17 protein-coding genes and 3 pseudogenes are annotated in these 21,172 nt (G+C 56.0%); 11 read left to right on the forward strand and 9 right to left on the reverse strand.

Annotation, left to right across the window (positions count from 1 at the left end; all coding sequences use genetic code 11):
• Nucleotides 1-240: 240 nt before the first annotated feature.
• The 4 genes and pseudogenes from F7Q90_RS18980 to F7Q90_RS18995 all read left to right on the forward strand — a co-directional run bounded on the left by F7Q90_RS18980 (nucleotide 241) and on the right by F7Q90_RS18995 (nucleotide 4,744).
• Nucleotides 241-1,308 carry an ABC transporter permease gene (locus F7Q90_RS18980; RefSeq protein ID WP_006118931.1) on the forward strand — a complete coding sequence of 356 codons (1,068 nt, stop codon included), beginning with the start codon at nucleotides 241-243 and terminating at the stop codon, nucleotides 1,306-1,308.
• Nucleotides 1,309-1,320: 12 nt separating this feature from the next.
• On the forward strand, nucleotides 1,321-2,106 hold the full coding sequence (locus F7Q90_RS18985; protein WP_006118932.1) for an SDR family oxidoreductase: 786 nt from the start codon (nucleotides 1,321-1,323) through the stop codon (nucleotides 2,104-2,106).
• A 164-nt stretch (nucleotides 2,107-2,270) separates the two neighbouring features.
• Nucleotides 2,271-3,742 (forward strand): annotated as a pseudogene (locus tag F7Q90_RS18990) (YchO/YchP family invasin).
• Nucleotides 3,743-3,838: 96 nt separating this feature from the next.
• Entirely contained in the window at nucleotides 3,839-4,744 is a 906-nt protein-coding gene (locus tag F7Q90_RS18995; RefSeq protein WP_006118933.1) for a bestrophin family protein, read from the forward strand.
• Nucleotides 4,745-4,812: 68 nt separating this feature from the next.
• Here F7Q90_RS18995 and F7Q90_RS19000 read toward each other — a convergent pair.
• Nucleotides 4,813-5,796 (reverse strand): annotated as a pseudogene (locus F7Q90_RS19000) (porin); the annotation flags it as partial.
• A 408-nt stretch (nucleotides 5,797-6,204) separates the two neighbouring features.
• Between F7Q90_RS19000 and F7Q90_RS19005 the strand changes: the two are divergent.
• The 6 genes from F7Q90_RS19005 to spy all read left to right on the forward strand — a co-directional run bounded on the left by F7Q90_RS19005 (nucleotide 6,205) and on the right by spy (nucleotide 13,065).
• Entirely contained in the window at nucleotides 6,205-7,425 is a 1,221-nt protein-coding gene (locus tag F7Q90_RS19005) for an aspartate aminotransferase family protein (RefSeq protein ID WP_006118935.1), read from the forward strand.
• Entirely contained in the window at nucleotides 7,422-8,453 is a 1,032-nt protein-coding gene (astA, locus tag F7Q90_RS19010) for an arginine N-succinyltransferase (RefSeq protein ID WP_006118936.1), read from the forward strand. The genes F7Q90_RS19005 and astA overlap by 4 nt, the downstream gene beginning before the upstream one ends.
• On the forward strand, nucleotides 8,450-9,919 hold the full coding sequence (gene astD, locus F7Q90_RS19015; RefSeq protein WP_006118937.1) for a succinylglutamate-semialdehyde dehydrogenase: 1,470 nt from the start codon (nucleotides 8,450-8,452) through the stop codon (nucleotides 9,917-9,919). The genes astA and astD overlap by 4 nt, the downstream gene beginning before the upstream one ends.
• A complete protein-coding gene (gene astB, locus F7Q90_RS19020) occupies nucleotides 9,916-11,241 on the forward strand; it encodes an N-succinylarginine dihydrolase (protein ID WP_006118938.1) in 1,326 nt (441 codons plus the stop codon). The genes astD and astB overlap by 4 nt, the downstream gene beginning before the upstream one ends.
• Before the next feature lie 49 nt (nucleotides 11,242-11,290).
• Entirely contained in the window at nucleotides 11,291-12,286 is a 996-nt protein-coding gene (gene astE, locus F7Q90_RS19025; RefSeq protein WP_006118939.1) for a succinylglutamate desuccinylase, read from the forward strand.
• Nucleotides 12,287-12,576: 290 nt separating this feature from the next.
• Nucleotides 12,577-13,065, forward strand: coding sequence for an ATP-independent periplasmic protein-refolding chaperone Spy (gene spy, locus F7Q90_RS19030; protein ID WP_006118940.1), 489 nt, complete (start codon nucleotides 12,577-12,579; stop codon nucleotides 13,063-13,065).
• 199 nt (nucleotides 13,066-13,264) lie between these two features.
• Here the strand turns inward: spy and cho are convergent, their stop codons facing one another.
• From cho to F7Q90_RS19050, 4 genes and pseudogenes are all read right to left on the reverse strand, one after another.
• Nucleotides 13,265-14,128, reverse strand: a complete 864-nt coding sequence (gene cho / locus F7Q90_RS19035) for an excinuclease Cho (RefSeq protein WP_006118941.1) — start codon at nucleotides 14,126-14,128, stop codon at nucleotides 13,265-13,267.
• Nucleotides 14,129-14,195: 67 nt separating this feature from the next.
• A pseudogene (locus F7Q90_RS19040) lies at nucleotides 14,196-14,798 on the reverse strand (EamA family transporter).
• A 51-nt stretch (nucleotides 14,799-14,849) separates the two neighbouring features.
• A complete protein-coding gene (gene nadE, locus F7Q90_RS19045; protein WP_006118942.1) occupies nucleotides 14,850-15,674 on the reverse strand; it encodes an ammonia-dependent NAD(+) synthetase in 825 nt (274 codons plus the stop codon).
• A gap of 128 nt (nucleotides 15,675-15,802) precedes the next feature.
• A complete protein-coding gene (locus tag F7Q90_RS19050; RefSeq protein ID WP_006118943.1) occupies nucleotides 15,803-16,993 on the reverse strand; it encodes a multidrug effflux MFS transporter in 1,191 nt (396 codons plus the stop codon).
• A 244-nt stretch (nucleotides 16,994-17,237) separates the two neighbouring features.
• Between F7Q90_RS19050 and osmE the strand changes: the two genes are divergently transcribed.
• Nucleotides 17,238-17,573, forward strand: coding sequence for an osmotically-inducible lipoprotein OsmE (gene osmE, locus F7Q90_RS19055; protein WP_006118944.1), 336 nt, complete (start codon nucleotides 17,238-17,240; stop codon nucleotides 17,571-17,573).
• 52 nt (nucleotides 17,574-17,625) lie between these two features.
• Here the strand turns inward: osmE and F7Q90_RS19060 are convergent, their stop codons facing one another.
• The 4 genes from F7Q90_RS19060 to hxpB all read right to left on the reverse strand — a co-directional run bounded on the left by F7Q90_RS19060 (nucleotide 17,626) and on the right by hxpB (nucleotide 21,159).
• Nucleotides 17,626-18,036 carry a DUF6515 family protein gene (locus F7Q90_RS19060; RefSeq protein ID WP_006118945.1) on the reverse strand — a complete coding sequence of 137 codons (411 nt, stop codon included), beginning with the start codon at nucleotides 18,034-18,036 and terminating at the stop codon, nucleotides 17,626-17,628.
• Between the two features lie 193 nt (nucleotides 18,037-18,229).
• Nucleotides 18,230-19,621, reverse strand: coding sequence for an L-cystine transporter (locus F7Q90_RS19065; protein ID WP_006118946.1), 1,392 nt, complete (start codon nucleotides 19,619-19,621; stop codon nucleotides 18,230-18,232).
• A 149-nt stretch (nucleotides 19,622-19,770) separates the two neighbouring features.
• Complete coding sequence (locus F7Q90_RS19070) at nucleotides 19,771-20,361, reverse strand: metal-dependent hydrolase (RefSeq protein WP_006118947.1); 591 nt, start codon at nucleotides 20,359-20,361, stop codon at nucleotides 19,771-19,773.
• A 48-nt stretch (nucleotides 20,362-20,409) separates the two neighbouring features.
• Complete coding sequence (gene hxpB / locus F7Q90_RS19075) at nucleotides 20,410-21,159, reverse strand: hexitol phosphatase HxpB (RefSeq protein ID WP_006118948.1); 750 nt, start codon at nucleotides 21,157-21,159, stop codon at nucleotides 20,410-20,412.
• Between the last annotated feature and the right edge of the window lie 13 nt (nucleotides 21,160-21,172).

The raw sequence follows: 21,172 nt of genomic DNA on the forward strand, positions 1-21,172 counted from the left end.
AATGGAGGCGAAGCGCCTCAAGGAGCCATGTCCGGTGTTTCACGCGATAGTGTCCATTAAAAAATGATGGACACTATTTTCCCGGAACCGGAGCCCGCTGCACAGACGGTTTAAATGTGACGCTTACCATTCTGGTGATGGCCGACGGCCGTATTACTGCTGATCTTCCCCGCGCGGATGCCACGCGCGAAAAACTGATTAGCGCGTCAACCCCGCAAGCCTGAGGTGACGGAGAACTCCATGAACCAAAAATATCTGCTTTATATGTATATGCTCAAGGCGCGTACCTTTATTGCCTTACTGATCGTCGTCGGTTTCTTTAGCGTCATGGTGCCGAATTTTCTGACGCCCTCTAACGTACTGATCATGACGCAGCATGTGGCGATTACCGGCCTGCTGGCGATTGGCATGACGCTGGTGATCCTGACCGGCGGCATTGATCTCTCGGTGGGCGCGGTTGCCGGTATCTGCGGTATGGTCGCGGGGGCGTTGCTGACCGCAGGCATCCCGTTATGGGACGGGAACCGGCTCTTCCTGAACGTGCCGGAGGTGATTCTGGTGGTAGCGCTGTTTGGTGTGCTGGTGGGCATGCTTAACGGGGCGATGATTACCCGGTTGGGCGTCGCCCCCTTCATCTGTACCCTGGGCGTGATGTATGTCGCCCGCGGCGCGGCGCTGCTGTTTAACGATGGCGCGACCTATGCCAACCTGGTGGGCCTGCCTGCGTTAGGCAACACCGGCTTCGCGTGGTTAGGATCGGGCACCTTCCTGGGCGTGTACATTCCGATCTGGCTGATGATCGGCTTCCTGCTGCTTGGCCTTTATCTCACCCGTAAAACGCCGCTTGGTCGCTACATCTATGCGACGGGCGGCAATGAACCGGCCGCAAGGCTGGCCGGTGTGCCGATTATCAAAGTGAAAGTATTCGTCTATGCCTTTTCGGGCCTGTGTGCCGCACTGGTCGGCCTGATCGTTGCCTCCCAGTTACAGACTGCGCATCCGATGACCGGCAATATGTTTGAAATGGATGCTATCGGTGCCACGGTGCTGGGCGGTACCGCGCTGGCGGGGGGGCGCGGTCGTCTCTCCGGCTCAATCATCGGGGCCTTTGTTATCGTCTTTCTGGCTGACGGCATGGTCATGATGGGCGTCAGTGATTTCTGGCAAATGGTGATCAAGGGCGTGGTGATAGTGACCGCCGTGGTGATTGACCAGTTCCAGCAGCGCCTGCAGAGCAAAGTGATACTGCTGCGTCGTCATGAAAAAAAGCAGCCGGTCACGCCACGGGCTGATATCAGTCATGGATAACAGGGGAGCAGCATGAACCGCAATTTTAGTGGAAAAACCGTGGTGATCACCGGCGCCTGCCGCGGGATTGGTGCCGGCATCGCCGCCCGCTTTGCCCAGGACGGCGCAAACCTTGTGATGGTCTCCAATGCTGATCGGGTATTTGCCACGGCCGACAGTCTTCGCGCCACCGGGGCCGCTATCCTGGCCCTGCAGGCGGATGTCACGGATGAAGCGCAGGTACAACGCCTGTACCGGCAGGCCGCAGAACGTTTTGGCGGCATTGACGTGTCGATTCAAAACGCAGGGATTATCACCATTGATGCGCTGCCGAAAAGCGATTTCGATCGTGTGCTCGCCGTCAATACCACCGGTGTCTGGCTGTGCTGTCGTGAGGCGGCCAAATACATGGTGCAGCAAAACGGCGGCAGCCTGATCAATACGTCCTCCGGCCAGGGACGCAAAGGCTTTATCTACACGCCGCATTACGCCGCCAGTAAAATGGGGGTAATCGGTATTACACAAAGTCTGGCACTGGAACTGGCGCGCTGGAACATTACCGTGAATGCGTTTTGCCCGGGCATTATTGAAAGTGAAATGTGGGATTACAACGATCGGGCCTGGGGGGCCATTCTCAGCAGCGATAAGAAAACCTATGGCAAAGGCGAGCTGATGGCGGAGTGGGTCGACACAATTCCGTTGAAGCGCGCCGGACAGCCGCAGGATGTGGCCGGGCTGGTGGCGTTTTTGGCCTCGGATGATGCGCGCTATATTACCGGGCAAACGATCAATGTGGACGGCGGATTGATTTTCTCCTGATCTTTTCCCCGGCGCGTTACGTCGGTGAAGGGTTATCTTAACCCCGTTTCATGCGGGGTTTGCCGCCTCGCTGAGCACAAATATCGCTTCAAATCATTAATCTGGGTCACATTATGCTAAAATAGTCTGCGCTGGTTTTGTCATTCTCGTTGAGAAACCACCTGATAATGTTTATGCCCGGACCCGATGATGTGATTTACAGACCTGTTCTCCTCGCGTTGACTGTCATGACGGCCATCGCCGCCGCCCCTGTTTGTGCGCTGCAAGCCGACAGTCAGATTCCTGCCACCCCGTTTGGCGATCCTGCTCGTTTCCGGCAGTCGCTTGACGATCTTCCGTCGCTGGGGCATGTCGAGGAGGATCATCAGTGGAGTGAAAACTGGCGAAGGCGGCGAAAAGCATTGCAGAAGCCAGTGAAAGCAGCAGCGATGTGACCTTTGGTCAGCAGGCCGGGCAGTGGGCGTTTAATCATCTGCGTGACGAAGTTGCGACGCGGGTGGAAACGGAAGGGCAGTCGCTGCTCTCTCCCTACGGCAACGCAGAATTCGACCTGAAAGTCGACATGGACGGCAATTTTGACGGGACCGGCGGTAATCTGTTTAGTCCGCTGGCCGATGAAAACCGCTATCTGACGTTTAGTCAGCTTGGTCTGCACGATACGGTGGAAGGGGTGGTCGGTAATGCGGGACTGGGCCAGCGCTGGGATCTGGGCAACTGGCTGTTAGGCTACAACAGTTTTATCGATCGCAGTTTTCGCAGCGGCCTCCAGCGCGCATCGGTGGGAACGGAAGCCTGGAGCAACAACCTGCGGCTCTCCGCTAATTACTATCATCCGCTTTCAGGATGGCGCAATCGTGACAGCAGCCAGCAATACCGCATGGCCGAAGGTTACGACATCACCACTCAAAGCTATCTTCCTTTTTACCGTCAACTGGGCGTGTCATTCAGTTATCAGCAGTATCTGGGTGAAAAGGTTGATCTGTTTAACAGCGGTAATCGCTACCACAATCCGGCGGCACTCTCGCTCGGGCTGTCTTACACGCCCGTGCCGCTGGTGACCTTCACGGCCAGCCACAAAACCAGCAGTGCCGGCGAGACCCAGGATCAGGTTGGGCTGAAACTGAATTATCGTTTTGGCGTGGCTTTAAGCCGCCAGCTGGATGCCAGTAACGTCGCCGAGATGCTTTCGTTGCGTGGCAGTCGCTACGATACCGTCACGCGCAGCCAAACGCCGGTAATGGCTTACCGGCAGCGCAAAACCCTCTCCGTGTTTCTGGCGACGCCGCCATGGCAGCTTAATCCGGGCGAGAGCGTTCCACTTAAGCTGCAGGTACGCGCCAGTCATGCGATTAAGGGGCTGAGCTGGCAGGGCGACACGGCGGCGCTGAGTCTGACTGCTCCCCCGAACAACAGTGCAACGGACGGGTGGAGCGTGATTGTGCCGCCGTGGGACAACACGCCAGGGGCCAGCAATACTTACCATCTGTCGGTTACGGTCGAAGACAGTAAACAACAGCGCGTCACGTCCAACTGGATCACCCTCAGGGTCCAGCCGCCGTTGTCGCTGGATGAGCCGCCCGCGGAACAGGCGGAGGCGCGCTCGCCGGTTACCGATCCGCTGAGCTTCAGCGACTAACGTCACAATAAAATGTGATTTTTGTCACATTTTTTCACTGGTAAAAGCACACGCACACTCGCAGAATCGGCAAAAATATCCATTCATCTGCACACCATGATTCTTCGACCCCCCAACCATTGGTTTATCCGCCTGTTTGCCTGGCATGGCTCTGTTCTGCCCGATATCCTGTTCCGCCTGTTTCTTAACCTGTTAATGTCGCTGCTCGCCCTGGCGTTGCTGGACTGGTATGAAACCCTGGGCATTAAGCTCACGCTGGCGCCGTTCAGCCTGTTTGGCGTCTCCATCGCTATCTTTCTGGGTTTCCGTAACAGCGTTTGCTATGCGCGATTCAGCGAGGCCCGCCTGTTACTGGGGGCGTTGCTGATTGCCTGCCGTAATATTTTGCGTCAGGTTATTGCCTTCTGTCCGGCAGATGCGGAGCGGGTGCAGGCCATGCTGCTGGCATTCTGTGCCAGTCTGAAACATCAACTCCGTCATACGGATGCACGTGACGACCTGACGCGCCTGCTGGGCAGCGAGGCCGAGGTGCTGCTGGGCCAGCACTCGGCGGCAAATATGCTGCATTTGCAATTGTCGCAGTGGCTGGCAAAGCAGCGACAAATAGGGGTAATCAGCGATATTGTCTGGAGCACGATTGACAACAACCTCAACCAGATTGCGGCAGTGCTGGGAGGATGTGAACGGCTGGCCAGCATGCCGGTGCCGTTTGTCTATGACTTGCTGCTACGGCGTACCGTTTATCTGTTTTGTGCGTTGCTGCCGTTTGCACTGGCGCCGGACCTGCATGCGATGACGCCGCTGGTGTCGATGTTTATTTCCTACACCTTTTTGTCACTCGATACGCTGGCGGAAGAGCTGGAAATGCCGTTCGGCTATAAGAATAACCATCTGCCGATGGATGCTATCTGCATCAACATAGAAATCAATTTGCGGGAAATGTCGGGAGAGAAGGATCTGCCCCAACCGATGCAGCCGGACTGTCACTATCGCCTGAGCTGAGAGGACGGGGTAAAGAGAAACGGCCCGTCAGACACAGGCCGGGCCGTTTAACAATGAGGGGGTAACGCTTAGAACTGGTAGACCAGACCTACCGCTGTAATGTCATCTGTTGCCAGACCCAGCGGATTATTTTTCTTCAGCAGGTTAATACGGTATTCGCCGTACACCGACATGTTTTTATTGAAGTAGTAAGTTGCACCCACAGAAGAATATTTATACAGATCGGCATCACCGATGCCTTCAATGTCTTTGCCTTTTGAGGTGACGTAGCTTAATGAAGGGCGTAAGCCATTCAGGAACTGGTATTGCGCAACAAATTCCATGTTCCGTGCTTTGTTAGCGAAACCGGTCGCACTGGAAGGCATCGGTGTGGCGTTAAGCGTTTCACCGTACATTGCTGCCAGGTAAATCTGGTTAGCATCATACTTAACAGATGTTGCCCATACCTGTCCTTTGTCACCGCGACCAAAAGTCGCTGCGTTTTGTGCCTGAGTACGTTGCAGGCTTGAGTAAGCGCCAGCAAAACTCAAACCAAAATCAAAGTCATATGAGGTAGATAAAGCAAAGCCATCGCCATTCGCACGGCTCACCTGCAGACCGGCATTGTTGGTCGAGGTACGATCGTTCTTACCTTCGTACTGTGCCGCAATGTTCCAGCCCTTCACCAGACCAAAGAAGTCTTTATTGCGCCAGGTCAGTACACCACCTGAGCGAGCAGTCAGGAAGGCGTCGTTATAGGCAGAGTCTCCACCCCATACCGGCAACATATCGGTGTAGCTTAATGCGTCATAAACCAGACCGTAGTTACGGCCGTAGTCCAGTGAACCCAGTTCGCCATATTTCAGCCCGGCATAACCCAGGCGGGTTTTGTTACCGGTGTTGGCATCTGCACCTTCAGAGTTTTTGACGCTGAACTGGTACTGCCAGAAACCATAGCCAGTGAGTTGATCGGTGATGGCGGTTTCGCCTTTAAAACCGATGCGGGCATAGGAAGTGAGATCGCCATTATTTGACGGATCATCTGAAAAATAATGCGAAACGTTAACCTTGCCTTGGCTTTGTTGAATAATAGGTAATCATTCTGTTTTGTCTGCACTGTTTTGGTAGAAAACGCTGATGCCAGACAGAACACCGTCATACGCAAGCATGTAATGCATTGATTTTATGTTATCTGAAACAACCGTTTTCATAGTACCACAGCATAAAATCCATTTATTCAACAAAGCCAATTCCGCTTTAAAAAACGCTACTATCCCGTCTCACTCAGACTATTATTCACTATTTATGCATTTTAAGTGAATAGATGCTGATCGTAAGTTATTGATAATTGGTTATGCGCTCCATTTTATGCATTTTAGTCCTTGGCTGGCACGCTATCTGCAATCTATCGTAGGACGAGTCTTTACATTCTTAACATTTAACAAACAAACAGATTACCCCTGGGGTACAGGAGAAGGACTATGCCACTGCAGGTTTCGCGTCATGATTTTGATCACTGGATGATGCCGGTTTATGCACCCGCCAGTTTTGTACCGGTCCGCGCAGAGGGCTCAACCGTCTGGGATCAGCAGGGAAAAGACTATATCGATTTCGCCGGCGGTATCGCCGTTAATGCGCTGGGCCATGCGCATCCCGCGCTTCAGCAGGCGCTTCAGGAGCAGGCTTCACGTCTGTGGCATACAGGCAATGGATACACCAATGAACCCGTTTTACGTCTGGCGAAACACCTGATCGATGCCACCTTTGCTGACCGTGTGTTCTTTTGCAACTCCGGGGCAGAGGCAAACGAAGCGGCGCTGAAGCTGGCCCGAAAAGTGGCACATGACCGGTTTGGTAACCATAAAAGCGGCATCGTCGCATTTAAAAATGCCTTTCATGGCCGCACGCTGTTTACCGTTTCTGCGGGAGGGCAGCCTGCCTATTCAAAAGATTTTGCGCCACTTCCGGCAGATATTCAGCACGCGGAATTTAACGATCTTGCGTCTGCTGCCGCACTGATTTCCGATCAGACCTGTGCCGTCATTGTCGAACCTGTTCAGGGAGAAGGCGGTGTTGTTCCGGCAGAGCCCGCGTTTCTGCGCAGCCTGCGTGAACTGTGCGATAAACATCAGGCCTTGCTGATTTTCGATGAAGTGCAGAGCGGCGTTGGCCGGACCGGCTCGCTGTACGCCTATATGCACTATGGCGTGACGCCGGATGTCCTGACCAGTGCCAAGGCGCTGGGCGGTGGGTTTCCCATCGGCGCCATGTTAACGCGTGAAGACCTGGCGCAGGTGATGGGCGTGGGCACGCATGGCACAACCTATGGCGGTAATCCCCTGGCGAGCGCGGTGGCAGGGAAAGTCATGGAACTGATTAACCGGCCTGAAGTGATGGACGGCGTGAGGATGCGTCATGACTGGATTGTGGCGGCGCTGAATGACCTCAATCAACGTCTGCATCTGTTTAAAACGGTGCGCGGGTTAGGGTTATTAATTGGGGCCGTACTGAACGACGACTTTGCGGGGAAAGCCAAACAGATCAACCTCGCCGCTGCTGACCAGGGCGTTATGGTACTGATCGCCGGGGCTAACGTGGTGCGTTTCGCGCCGGCGCTGAATATCAGCGAACAGGAAGTAAAGACCGGTATGGCGCGCTTTGCCCAGGCCTGTGAACAGCTGTTTAAGGGCCAGGCATCATGATGGTGATTCGTCCGGTCGAGCGGGATGATCTGAGTCAGCTGATGGCACTGGCGGCAAAAACAGGCGGCGGACTGACCTCCCTGCCGGTTGACAGCGCCACGCTACAGGCCCGAATCGAACGCTCGCTGCATACCTGGCAGGGCATGCTGCCGCGTGCTGAACAGGGCTATGTGTTTGTGCTGGCTGACAGCCAGGACAATCGCGCGGTGGGGATCTGCGCCATTGAGGTGGCTGTAGGTCTACAGGAACCCTGGTACAACTTTCGGGTCGGCACACAGGTGCATGCCTCAAAAGAGCTGAACGTGTACGCCACGTTGCCGACACTGTCATTAAGCAATGACCATACAGGCAGTAGCGAACTCTGCACGCTGTTTCTGGATCCCGACTATCGTGACGGTAAAAACGGTTATCTGTTATCGAAGTCCCGTTTTCTGTTTATGGCGAACTTTCGCGACTGCTTTATGGCGCGGGTGGTTGCCGAAATGCGCGGCGTCAGCGATGAACAGGGGTATTCCCCGTTTTGGGACAGCGTGGGCATTCACTTTTTCTCGATGGAATTTCGCAAAGCCGATTTTCTGAGCGGTACCGGGCAGAAAACGTTTATTGCGGAACTCATGCCCAAGCACCCGCTTTATCTGCACTATTTAACCCCGGAAGCGCAGGCCGTCATTGGTCAGGTCCATCCTAAAACCGCGCCCGCACGTGCGGTACTGGAGGCGGAGGGTTTCCGCTACCGCCAGTATATTGACATCTTTGATGGCGGGCCGACGCTGGAATGTGACATTGATGACATCCGCGCCGTGCGGGACAGCAGGTTACTGACGGCACGAAAAGGCGAGGCCCGGCAGGATGCGCCACTTTGTCTGGTCGCCAACACCGATTATCACCGGTTTCGTGTCGCACTCATACCGGTCGATCCGAGCGCTGAACATATTCAGCTTAATGACGAACAGTTACAGGCGTTGCAGTGCCAGCCGGGTGACAGCCTGCGCGTAGTGACGCTGTGTAGTGAGGAGAAAAAGGCATGACGCACCTGATTAATGGACAGTGGCTCGCTGGCGAGTCAGATCACTTTTCCAAACAGGATCCGGTCAGCGGCGACACGCTGTGGCAGGGGGGCGCGGCTTCATCGGAGCAGGTTACAGCGGCCTGCCAGGCGGCCCGGTCGGCCTTTCCGGCGTGGGCAAGACAGCCTTTTGCCGCCCGTCAGGCCATCGTTGAACGTTTCGCGGTACAGCTCGAGAACCATAAAACCGCCCTGGCCGACTGCATTGCGCAGGAAACGGGGAAACCGCGCTGGGAAGCGCTGACGGAAGTGACCGCGATGATCAACAAAATTGCGATTTCCGTTAAAGCCTATCACGCTCGCACCGGGGAGCAGCAACAGGGCGAAAATGCCCTGCGTCATCGTCCTCATGGCGTGCTGGCGGTATTCGGCCCGTATAATTTCCCGGGCCATTTACCGAATGGTCACATTGTGCCCGCCTTGCTCGCCGGTAACTGTGTGGTGTTCAAACCCAGCGAGCTGACGCCAGCCACCGCTGAGAGAACGGTACAGCTGTGGCGGGAGGCGGGCCTGCCAGATGGCGTCATGGGACTGCTGCAGGGCGGACGTGAAACCGGCCAGGCGCTGGCGGCTGAGCAGGGCATTGACGGCCTGCTGTTTACCGGTAGCGCACATACCGGTTATCAGCTTCATCGCCAGTTTGCCGGGCAGCCTGAAAAAATGCTGGCGCTGGAAATGGGCGGTAACAATGCACTGATCGTGGACGATCCCGCGGATATCGACGGGGCGGTGCATATCGCCATTCAGTCAGCCTTTATCACGGCAGGCCAGCGTTGTACCTGCGCGCGCCGCTTACTGGTCAAACGGGGCGCGGCTGGTGATGCCTTCCTGACACGGTTGGTTGAGGTGGCCGGGCGGTTGCAACCTGGCGCCTGGAACGCCGATCCGCAACCTTTTATGGGCAGCGTGATCTCCTGCGCCGCTGCCGAAAAAATTTATGCCGAATGGCAGCAGCGCGTCGCGGCGGGCGGCAAGATACTGCTGGCAATGCGCTGGCCCAACCGGCAACAGGCGCTGTTAACGCCCGGCATTATTGACGTGACCGCGGTAGACAATTTGCCGGATGAAGAAGTATTTGGCCCGCTGCTGGCGGTGATGCGTTACGACGATTATCCGCAGGCGATTCAACTGGCTAACCAGACGCGCTACGGCCTGTCGTGCGGGTTAATTTCACCTTCCCGCGAGCAGTTTGACCAGCTGTTGCTGGAAGCGCGTGCCGGTATTGTGAACTGGAATAAGCCGCTGACTGGCGCTGCCAGTACGGCACCGTTTGGCGGGATTGGCGCCTCGGGTAACCATCGCGTCAGCGCCTGGTATGCCGCAGACTATTGTGCCTGGCCGATGGCCTCGCTGGAATCGCCGCAGCTTACGCTTCCGGCAACACTGTCACCGGGCCTGGATTTTTCACCGCAAGGAGGTCGCACATGAAAGCCACAGAAGCCAACTTTGATGGGCTGGTCGGACTGACGCACCATTACGCGGGGTTGTCATTCGGTAACGAAGCCTCGACGCGCCATCAACACCAGCCGTCGAATCCGCGGCTGGCGGCAAAGCAGGGCTTACTGAAAATGAAAGCGCTGGCCGACATGGGATTTGTTCAGGGCGTAATCCCGCCGCATGAGCGGCCCGGCATTGCCGTGCTGCGTCAGTTGGGTTTTAGCGGCAGCGATGCGCAGGTTCTGGAAAAAGCCCATAAAACGGCCCCCGCGTTACTGTCAGCCGCCAGCTCGGCCTCGGCGATGTGGGTGGCCAATGCGGCAACGGTATCACCCTCAGCCGACAGCGCTGACCGTCGGGTGCATTTCACCGTCGCGAATCTCAACAACAAATTTCACCGTTCGATTGAAGCCCCGCAAACGGCCGCTCTGCTGCGAGCGCTGTTTCGCGATCCGCGACATTTTGTTGTGCATGATGCGCTACCGCAGGTGGCCAGGTTTGGTGATGAAGGGGCGGCCAACCATAACCGTCTGGGCGGCGACTATGGTGACGCGGGTGTACAACTGTTTATCTATGGTCGCGACGGCCAGTCTGATACTGCCCCCCGACGCTACCCGGCCCGGCAAACCCGTGAAGCCAGTGAAGCGGTCGCCCGCCTGCATCAGCTCTCGCCTGAAAAAGTCATTTTTGCGCAGCAAAATCCGGCGGTCATCGATCAGGGCGTTTTCCATAACGATGTCATTGCCGTGAGCAATCAGCAGCTGCTGTTTTGCCATCAGCAGGCTTTTGTTGATCAGCCCAATTTACTGGCGCAACTGCGCGACCGTGTGCCGGGTTTTGTCGCCCTTGAAGTGCCAACAGCCCGGGTCTCCGTGCAGGATGCCGTCAGTACCTACCTGTTTAACAGCCAGCTGCTGACGCGCCCGGATGGCAGCATGATGTTGGTGCTGCCGGAAGAGTCGCGCCAGCATCCCGGCGTCTGGGAATACCTGCGTGAACAGGTGGAAGGCGGCGGTCCGTTACAGTCCCTGCAGGTGTTTGACCTGCGGGAAAGTATGCACAACGGGGGCGGCCCCGCCTGCCTGCGGTTGCGCGTGGTATTAACCCCCGAGGAGCACCGGGCCGTTAACCTGGCGGTGCTGATGAACGATCACGTGTTCGCCACGCTGAACCGGTGGGTCGATAAGCACTATCGCGACAGGCTGACGCAAAGCGATTTAGGCGATCCGCAATTACTGGAAGAAGGGCGGGTTGCCCTTGATGAATTGACCAGGCTGCTAGACTTAGGAAATGTGTATACATTTCAACAGTGAAGCAGGTGGTGCCGTCAGGGTTGCCCGCTTCCGCTTTTAAGGAGAAACGATGCAGGACTTTTTGCAGCAAACGCTGTCGGGTGAAGCGCCACGTTTGCGTAGCGGTGAGACGGCGCATCTTCGCTGGCAGTGGTTATACCATGGTCTTTTGCTTATGGAGCCAAAGGCACCGGTTAACCAGGCGCTGGTACTCTCTGCGGGCGTTCACGGAAATGAAACCGCCCCGGTTGAAATCCTTAATCAGCTCATCACGCCTTTACTCCGGGGCGAAAAACCACTTCAGCAGCGTATGCTGGTGGTGTTAGGTAATCCTTCGGCGCTGCGCGCGGGGAAGCGTTATGTGACCTGTGACATTAACCGACTGTTTGGTGGCCGCTGGCAGCAGATTGATGATGGCGATGAAGCGCGGCGGGTGCTGCGGCTGGAACAAACGCTGGAAAACTTCTGGCAGCGGGGGGCATGTGACGAAACCCGCTGGCACCTGGATATGCATACGGCACTGCGCGGCTCTTACCATCCCCGCTTTGGCGTACTGCCGCATAATCCGCGTCCCTGGCCGGACGCGTTTTTGCACTGGCTGGGCGCAGCCGGCCTGGAGGCGCTGGTATTTCATCGTTCGCCGGGGGGCACTTTTACCCATTTCAGCTGCGAACATTTTGGCGCAGCCAGCTGTACCCTGGAGTTGGGGCAGGCGCGGCCGTTTGGCGAAAACGATTTGTCGCAGTTCAGCGCCGCGTTTCAGGCCCTGGCTGCTCTGCTGTATGGTGAAACATTGCCTGAGCCCGCCGGTCGCCCGCGCCGTTATCGGGTCTGCCAGCAGATCACGCGCTTAAGTGAGGCGTTTCAGTTGCATATGCCGGATGACACGAAAAATTTTACCGCGTTTCCGCAGGGGGCGTTATTAGCTGAGGATGGCGAGACGCGCTACTTTGTCCAGCAGGCGCGGGAATACGTGCTCTTTCCCAATCCCCATGTCGGGCTGGGATTGCGGGCGGGTTTAATGCTGATTGAAGAGAGCGAGCAGACTCAGGCGTTACCTCTCTGAACGGTCTCACCGCGCAGTATAAAAAAAGAGCGGAAGAGACCTTCCGCTTTACTGCTAAAGGCATTACAATTCTCCACGATTTATCCGAAATTTCCTGATTATTCATACTCTTTTGCAATTCCTGACGCCATTCTTCTTATTCCCTCCATGATCGGCTGAAATATGACTTTTGTGCTTTCACGCTTTTACGCTCACTCGCAGTAGTTGACGTTCAACGTCGTATGCTTGTTTCCGAAGACGCGACAGCGCGCTGTCGTAACGAAAGTGAACAAGTAAAAAAGGACACTGTTATGCGTAAACTGACTTCTCTGTTACTGGCTTCTACCCTGGCATTTGGTGCGGCATCTGTAGTGCATGCCGAAGCGGATAACCTGACGCCACCGCCAGCAGGCAGTGAGAAACCGATGCACAAGCCGATGCACCGGGGTGGGATGGACATGATGTTTGGCGGACTGAATCTGACGCCAGAACAAAAAACAAAAATGCATGAAATTATGAAAGCGGGCCGTGGCGAGATGCAGCGCCCGTCAATCGAAGAGCGTCGCGCTAACCATGCGATTATCGCCTCTGACAGCTTCGACAAAGCGAAGGCCGAAGCCCAGGCGGAGAAAATGACCGCCAACGCCAAAGCGAACGCGGTGGCAATGATGGAAACCCAGAACAAACTGTACAACGTACTGACGCCAGAGCAGAAAAAGCAGTACAACGCGAATTTTGAAAAGCATCTGACTGAAAAACGCCCGATGCATGACAAAGCGGCTCCGGCCCCTGCTGAATAAGCTTCGGGTTAATCACTAAAACCGGTCTGAGACCGCCGGCCTTGTCCACGTTGCGTGGGCAGTGTCGGCGGTTTTTTTATGCACGCGCGCCAGCGGGAAAGCGGTTAAGGAAAAGGGCGGTTCTGTCGCGTCACGCGGTCAACTCAGGGTTGCGCTGCAGGTCGCCATCTGTCCGCCTTTTGTGCCGTCAGCAGGCGGTTCAGAGCGGAATGACCGGATACTGGCCGGACAGCACCGGACGGCACAGGATCTTATAACCATCGTGGTCGAACCCGCCTTTACCCCGTTTCAGCCGTCTGGCTTCTTCAAGCGAGTCAACTGAGCCCAGATAGAACCAGTGGTCAATGACATGAATCTGCGTCATCTGTTTCCCTTCTTCCACCAGCGCCACCGCCCCCTGCCAGGGCCAGCAGAAGACGCGGACGTTTTCCAGCGCCGCCAACAGTCGGTCCTGATGATCGCTCACGGACTCTTTGCCACAGCAGGCACCCGCACAGCGGCGTAACGCTGAGCGGAAACAGCCCCGGCTGGGGCTAAGTGCTTCCAGACCTAATAAGCCGTGGCAAAGCTGATACTCATCGGCCAGTTGTTTCAGCCGTTCCAGGGCAGCGAAGCGACTGCGGTATAAACCAAACAGGTTGGGCGACTGACTGAAATCGACATCGCGCGCATACACGACCTGTGGTTTCCCTTCGGGCGTAATTTGCAGCGAGCAGAGCTGGCGATTTTTGCGCAGGCGTTTATTGAAGAGCGGCTGCTGAGTTTTAATCATCTGCGCTTCCAGTAGCAACGCGCCGAGATCGCCCGCCGTGGGGATCCAGCTAACGCGTCGCGACTGGCGTAACATTTTGGCTTCATCAGGTGTTCGGAAATGAGACATGACGCGCGAACGCAGGTTAACGCTTTTGCCAATGTATAACGGCAGCGTGTCGCTTTCGCCATGAAAGGTATACACGCCGGGCAGGTTGGGCAAGCCTTCCAGCCATTCACGCAAATGTTCCGGGTATTCATAAATCGCTGCCGCATCAAATTCGAGGCGGTGGGTTGCTGCACGTCTTGCCAAAACGAACTCCCTATACTGGTTGTCCATACAGCATAACAGGCAGGTTAAATGATCGCCAGCCTCAGATTCATAACCGGTATGTTGCCCGCCAGCCGATCAGCGAGCCTGCGGTGATCAGGGCAACACCTTGCCAGAAGCTGGCGGGCGGTGTCAGGCCCAGCCATAAGCTGGCCAGCAAGGCGGACAGCACGGGCGTAAAACAGGAGGCGGTCGCCAGCAGGGGCAAATTTCCCTGCTGAATGCCGTCGTTCCAGGCAGAGTAGGCCACGGCGGTAGAGGCACCCACGAACAGCACTTGCGCCAGCGCGGCTGCGCTGACATGCATCGTTTCCTGCTGTGTGCCGAACGCGAATTTAAGCCAGCGCGCCAGCGCGGTGACGATAAAAAACAGTGAAACACCGTTGCTACCGCATGCATAACGGCGTGTCACATTGTTATAAAGCGCCCAGGCCAGGGCTGCCGCCCACCAGCAGATAGCGACGGGGCAGGACACGCGGATCGGGCAGGCCTCTTGTCAGGCACAACAGCAGGGCGGTGATGGAATAGATCAGGGCGGCACCGCCGGTGGGGCCAAAAGCCTCGCTGACGCTGCGCAACAGACCCAGGGTGGTACTCAGAGTAAAATTGCGCTCAGCCCGGTCAGGGTGGCGCGAGGTAACGTTACGGACATGGGGTTTCAGCAGTTAAGGCAACCCTTGCCGGGCGGCAAGGGTCGGCGGCGTTATTTCCAGAAATCGTCGAAAACAGTGATAGGCGGTCGACGTTTGTGCTCGGTTTTCAGATACCAGCCTTCAATGATTCTCGCGCTGTCCGGATCGATCGTTTTCCCTTCAAGGTAGTCATCGATCATGTCGTAGGTGACGCCCAGTGCGACTTCATCCTGCAGACCGGGGCGATCGTCTTCTAAATCGGCGGTCGGTTTTTTCAGATACAGATGTTCCGGGCAACCCAGCGTTTTCAGCAGCAGTTTGCCCTGGCGCTTATTGAGGCGGAAGATAGGGTTAATATCGCTGCCGCCATCGCCGTACTTGGTAAAGAAGCCCGTGACGGCTTCTGCGCCATGGTCGGTGCCCACTACCACGCCTTTGGTCATACCGGCAATGCTGTACTGCGCTTTCATACGCTCACGGGCTTTCTCATTGCCGCGGACGAAATCCGACAGCACAATGCCGGCGTCTTTCAGCGCGCGCTCACTGGCCAGCACCGCTTCTTTAATATTGACCACCAGCGAGCGGTCTGGCTGGATGAAGGCCAGCGCATCCTGGCAGTCCTGCTCATCAGCCTGCACGCCGTAAGGCAGACGCACCGCGATAAAGGTGTAGTCGTTATCGCCTGTTTCCTGGCGAAGCTCCGTGATCGCCATCTGGGCCAGCTTGCCCGTCAGGGTAGAATCTTGTCCGCCGCTGATACCGAGTATTAACGCCTTCAGGCCGCTGTGGCGCGTTAAATACGCTTTGAGGAAATCCACGCTGGTACGAATTTCCTGCTGCGGATCGATAGTGGGTTTCACACCCAGTGCGGTAATGATTTCCTGCTGCAGTGACATCAACATCTCCTTAAGTCTTTAGCCAGCCGGCACAATACAAAGCCTGTCTTAAAGCTAACGCGCATCCCCGAAAACAACAAGCCAAAGCGGGTGATGTTTTCTTTTTGCTGGTCTGAATCCGACAAGTTTTACCTCAGCGGAGGTTTTTTTGCCAAAACGATAAAGGTCAGTATAGCCAGCATGAAGCAACCAAATATCGTCAACGTCATACTGATTACTGATGTGCCGCCCATCCCGGTTACCGGCACGGCAAGTGCGCCCAGAGTGAACATCGTCACGCCAATGACGGCCGAGGCGCTACCGGCACGTTGCCCCTGACTTTGCATCGCCAGTGAGGCGGCGGTGGTGGCAATGACACCATTGCTGGCAATCGAAAAGAACAGCGCAACCAGCAGCAGCGGGAGCGGGGCGTGCGTTAACCCGGCGGCCAGCAGCGCGCTGGAGGCCACGAATGCCAGCATCAGGCCGCCTTTCAGGACGCGATATTCACCCCAAAGCGGGCAGAGGCGGGCGCTGGTCTGTGAGGCAATCACTAAACCGATACCGTTGGCGGCAAAGCAAAAGCTGAACGCCTGGGGTGACAGACCGTAGATTTCCTGCAGCACGAACGGCGATGCGCCGATATAGGCGAACATGCCCGACATCATAAACCCTTGTGTCAGGCAGAAACCCATAAAGGCACGGTGGGTGATGACCTGCCCCAGTGCAGCATAAGCAGCAAAAACCGAGCCCTGACTCCGCCGATCAACGGGCAGACTTTCATGCAGTTTCCCGCGCGCCAGCAGGATGAGCAAAATGGCGATGCCGCTCAGCACAACAAAAATACCGCGCCAGTCCAGCACGGTCATCAGGGCACCGCCCAGTACGGGGGCGCCAATAGGGGCAAGGCCGTTAACCAGCATCAGCAGCGCAAAAAAGCGCGTCAGTTCATGTCCATTGTACATATCGCGCGCTACTGCCCGTGACAGCACCGCACCGCCCGCTCCCGCTAATCCCTGAAACAGACGAGCCAGTAACAGTTGATCGATAGTCTGGGCAAGGGCGCAGCCCAGCGACGCGATAAACAACAACGTCAGTGACAGGGTCAGAGGTCGCAGACGACCAAATTTGTCGCTCATGGGACCAAACAGAAGCTGACCGGCGCCCAGTCCCAGCAGGCCAGCGGTAAGGCTGAGCTGTGCCGTAGACGTTGGCGTAGCCAGGTCACTGGCTAACTGCGGCAGGGCGGGCAGATACAGATCGATGCACAACGGTCCCAGCGCAGCCAGTAATCCCAGGGTGATGGCGTAAACCAGCCGGTTGGGTGAGGAAAGCGTCATTTGGCCTCTGATGATAATGTTTAAGTGACGTTGTCACAAAAGTGCATTCAGCGCGTCTTTTGTGCCTGTAAAAACGGCACTGGCCAACACGCAATGGTGCAGTGAGCCAGCATGCCTGGTCTGTTCTGGCGCATTTTAACAAATCCCGCGAGACAGATTGAGTTTAAGTCTGTCATTAACTTGATAAAAACCGTTTTATGTTCCAGGTTTTTCACCACATGGACAAAAAATGAGGAACAACAAGATGAATAAAGTGATGGGATGTATCGCTGCAGCGCTGACGCTGGCTGCGCTCTCTGGTTGTACGACTTACGATCGTGCGGAAAGCTACGTGACTAAGCCAGTGGTTAAGGACGTCAAAAAAGGCATGACCCGCCAGCAGGTCCGTCAGATTGCTGGCCCTGCTTCAACTGAAATCACCATGGTGCATGCGCGCGGTACCTGTCAGACCTATGTGATTGGCGAGCGTGACGGTAAAGCACAAACTTACTTCGTGAGCTATAACGATATGGGGCGCGTGATGAACTACGGCTTCCAGAGCTGTGCTGAATACGATACCGATCCGCAGGTTAAGCAGTAAATTTTCGCTGACCTGAAAAAACGGCTCGCTTATGGCGAGCCGTTTTTTATCTCTACAGTCCAGCCGGACGCGGCACTTCAACGTAGCTGCCGTTAATCTCCCGCTGATAGTAATGCCCGTCCTGCACGTAGAACCGTCGGCCATTAAAATCCAGCACCCGCATACCGCCGACGCTGCTGACATAGGTCGGAGCAGGCGGCTCAACAACCACGTACTCATCACCGTGTCGCTGATAATAACTGCCATTCAGCAAATAGTAGGTTAATCCCCCAATCAGAACCGCCGTTGCCGCCAGTGGCAGAACGTGGAAATGGTCAGGACCATGCCAGCGTGGCGCAGGACCATGCCAGCCTGGGCCGGGCCGGTACCAGTGAGGGCCGGGCCCCCAGTCGCCGGGGCGCGCAAACACTGCGCTGGGCGTAATCATCGCTAACGCGAGGAATGAAGCGATAACCGTTTTCATGTGCATTCTCCTGCTGTGACTCGCTGCAGAATTCTCCTTTTAGCGTCCAAAAACAAGCAGAAAGCGCACGTATTATTGCCCCTTTACCACGCTTAACGTTTCCTTAACGTGAACGTAAAGAGAGAGGGGAAATAAGGAGAAACAGGCAGGGAAAAGGGAGAAGACCTGGCACCGGGTGCCAGGTCAGATGTGATTAGCTGTGCTCTAATTCACGGTGTTCGTCTTGCTCAAGAACGCGTCGGTCTGTCAGGCCCAGCCAGCGACTGGTCAGGGAACCTGCGGTCATTGCACCATTCACGTTCAACGCGGTTCTGCCCATATCGATCAACGGCTCGATCGAAATCAGCAGCGCGACCAGCGTGACGGGCAGGCCCATCGCGGGCAGCACGATTAACGCCGCGAAAGTCGCGCCACCGCCGACACCGGCAACGCCCGCTGAGCTCAACGTCACAATGCCCACCAGGGTGGCAATCCACAGCGGATCAAACGGGTTAATGCCCACTGTCGGCGCCACCATCACGGCCAGCATGGTCGGATAAAGACCGGCACAACCGTTCTGCCCGATCGTAGCGCCAAACGACGCCGAGAAACTGGCAATGGATTCCGGCACGCCCAGACGACGGGTTTGCGCTTCCACGTTCAGCGGAATGCTGGCGGCACTGGAGCGGCTGGTGAAGGCAAAGGTCAGCACGGGCCAGACTTTGCGGAAAAAGCGCATAGGGTTGATGCCATTTACGGACAGCAGCAGACCGTGTACCACAAACATAATGCCCAGGCCCAGATAGGATGCGACCACGAAGCTACCCAGCTTAATGATGTCCTGCAGGTTCGATCCGGCAACTACTTTAGTCATCAGCGCCAGCACGCCGTAAGGCGTCAGTTTCATGATCAGGCGCACCAGCTTCATCACCCATGACTGCAGCGTATCGATCGCCGTCAGGACACGCTGGCCTTTCACTTCGTCATCTTTAAGAAGGTGCAGGGCCGCCACGCCTAAAAAGGCTGCGAAGATGACGACACTGATAATCGAGGTGGGGCTGGCACCGGTTAAATCGGCAAAGGGGTTTTTCGGGATAAAGGACAGGATAAGCTGCGGCGCCGTCAGATCGGCCACTTTGCCTACATAGTTATTCTGGATGGCACTCAGACGCGCCGTTTCCTGGGCACCCTGTACCAGGCCGGTTGCATTAAGATGGAACAGCCCGGTCACGAAAACCCCGACCAGCGCCGCAATCGCGGTCGTAAACAGCAGCACCCCAATGGTCAGGAAACTGATTTTGCCCAGCGAAGAGGCGTTATGCAGGCGCGCCACCGCGCTCAGAATTGAGACAAAGACCAGCGGCATCACGATCATCTGCAACAGCTGGACATAGCCGTTACCGACCACGTTAAACCAGCCAATTGACGCTTTGACCGTATCGCTGTTACTGCCGTAAATAAACTGCAGCGCCAGGCCAAACGCGACGCCAAACACTAACCCGACCAGCACTTTTTTTGACAGACTCCAGTTGGCGCGGCTCAGGCGTGACAGCAGAAGCAGCAGCACCACAAAGGCAATGATATTAAGCGTTAAAGGGATATCCATAGAAACTCCGAATCATGCAGCATTCCTCTGGTAAGGAAAGCAAAAGTAGTTATTGTTCATACAGGTGTCCGGAAATGGTATCAGGTGAATTTAGTGCGATCTTATATCCAAATGGAATAGCTTATAATGTTGCTTGAGCGGCCAGTGGCTCAGGAGCCGGAATGCCCGGACAGGAGGCGGCTGACGCCGTTTTGCAAGGTATCAAATACCTGAGTGGGCCAGCCATTTTCGCCAAACGCAGGCATCCCAGGCGGGAACCACAGCGCGTAAGCCATCAGGCACAGGCACAGAGCGCGCTCCAGTTGATTGCCTTTTTGGCTGTTCAGAATGGGCAGACGAAAACGCCAGCGACAGGGCCAGAGCAGAGGAACGCCGGCCGGAGTGAGCATATCGGCCACAATGTGGCTCAGGTAACCCAGCGTCATGCCCTGCAGAACATCGGCGGGCACCGGCCAGCTTTTCGGCACGTTAATCTGAAACAGCCACAGGCCAGCCGCGACGGCAAACAGGCTGTGGGTGAACCCGCGATGACCAAATGCCCGGGCAATGGGATGCGACAACCAGCGCAGGCGCTGGCCCAGCAATGACTTAGGATGATCGATGTCAGGCAGCAGGCAGGTCAGCAGGCTGGCGGGAATTAAATGCCACCAGTCCGCCTGAGCCATCACCGGGGTGAGCTCGGCCCGTTTCGCAAAAATGGCGCTGGCAACAGCAAAAAAGATATGGCCTTCGGCCGTCATGATAAACCTGGTTGCAAAAGAAACTGTCAATGCATCCAGTATAGGGATTTATCCAGTAAATGAGAACCTGTGACGCTGTAACGAAGCGTTAATTTTTAAGGGGATGCAACAGGTTACAGCGCCTTTGCCGTTAAGCCTCAAATGCTCCCGCGTTAACTGCGTCAGGCTGCTCAGCTTCACGTCGGCAAGCGCCCAGCGGGCATCATCCTGATGGCTGGCTGCCGGAATCACAATTGATCGCATTCGTGCGGCTTTGCTTGCTACCATGCCGTTCACCGAATCTTCCAGCGCGACGCAGTGAAGCGGATCAATGCCCAGCGCCTCGGCGGCGTTGAGGTAGACCTGCGGATGCGGCTTGCTGTAGGGCAGATGTTCGGCGGAAGACAGCACATCAAAATAGTGATTCAGGTTAAACATCGCCAGTACCTGTTCCAGCATGAAGCGGGGCGATGCGGAAACCAGGCCGGTCTTCAGGCCGTGCTGTTTGCACAATGAGAGGGCGGACTCAACGCCGGGCAGAAGCGGGCGGTTTATCGCAATCAGTTCCATTGCACGGGCGATGATACGCTGTGTGACCGCTTCCTGACTCGGTCCCGACCAGGGCAACGTTTCGTACCACATGCGCACCGTCTGATCGATACGTAATCCGAGCGTATCAGGTGATTCGTGGCGTCGGGTCAAATCGATATTCAGGGTTGAGAAGATGTCCATTTCAGCCTGATCCCAGAGAGGTTCAGAATCAATCAACAATCCATCCATATCAAATAAAGCTGCAAAAACAGGGCGGTGGTAAGACATGTGTCGCTCCTTA

It is taken from the genome of Pantoea stewartii subsp. stewartii, from assembly GCF_008801695.1.
In the GTDB taxonomy this organism is placed as follows: Bacteria; Pseudomonadota; Gammaproteobacteria; order Enterobacterales; family Enterobacteriaceae; genus Pantoea; species Pantoea stewartii.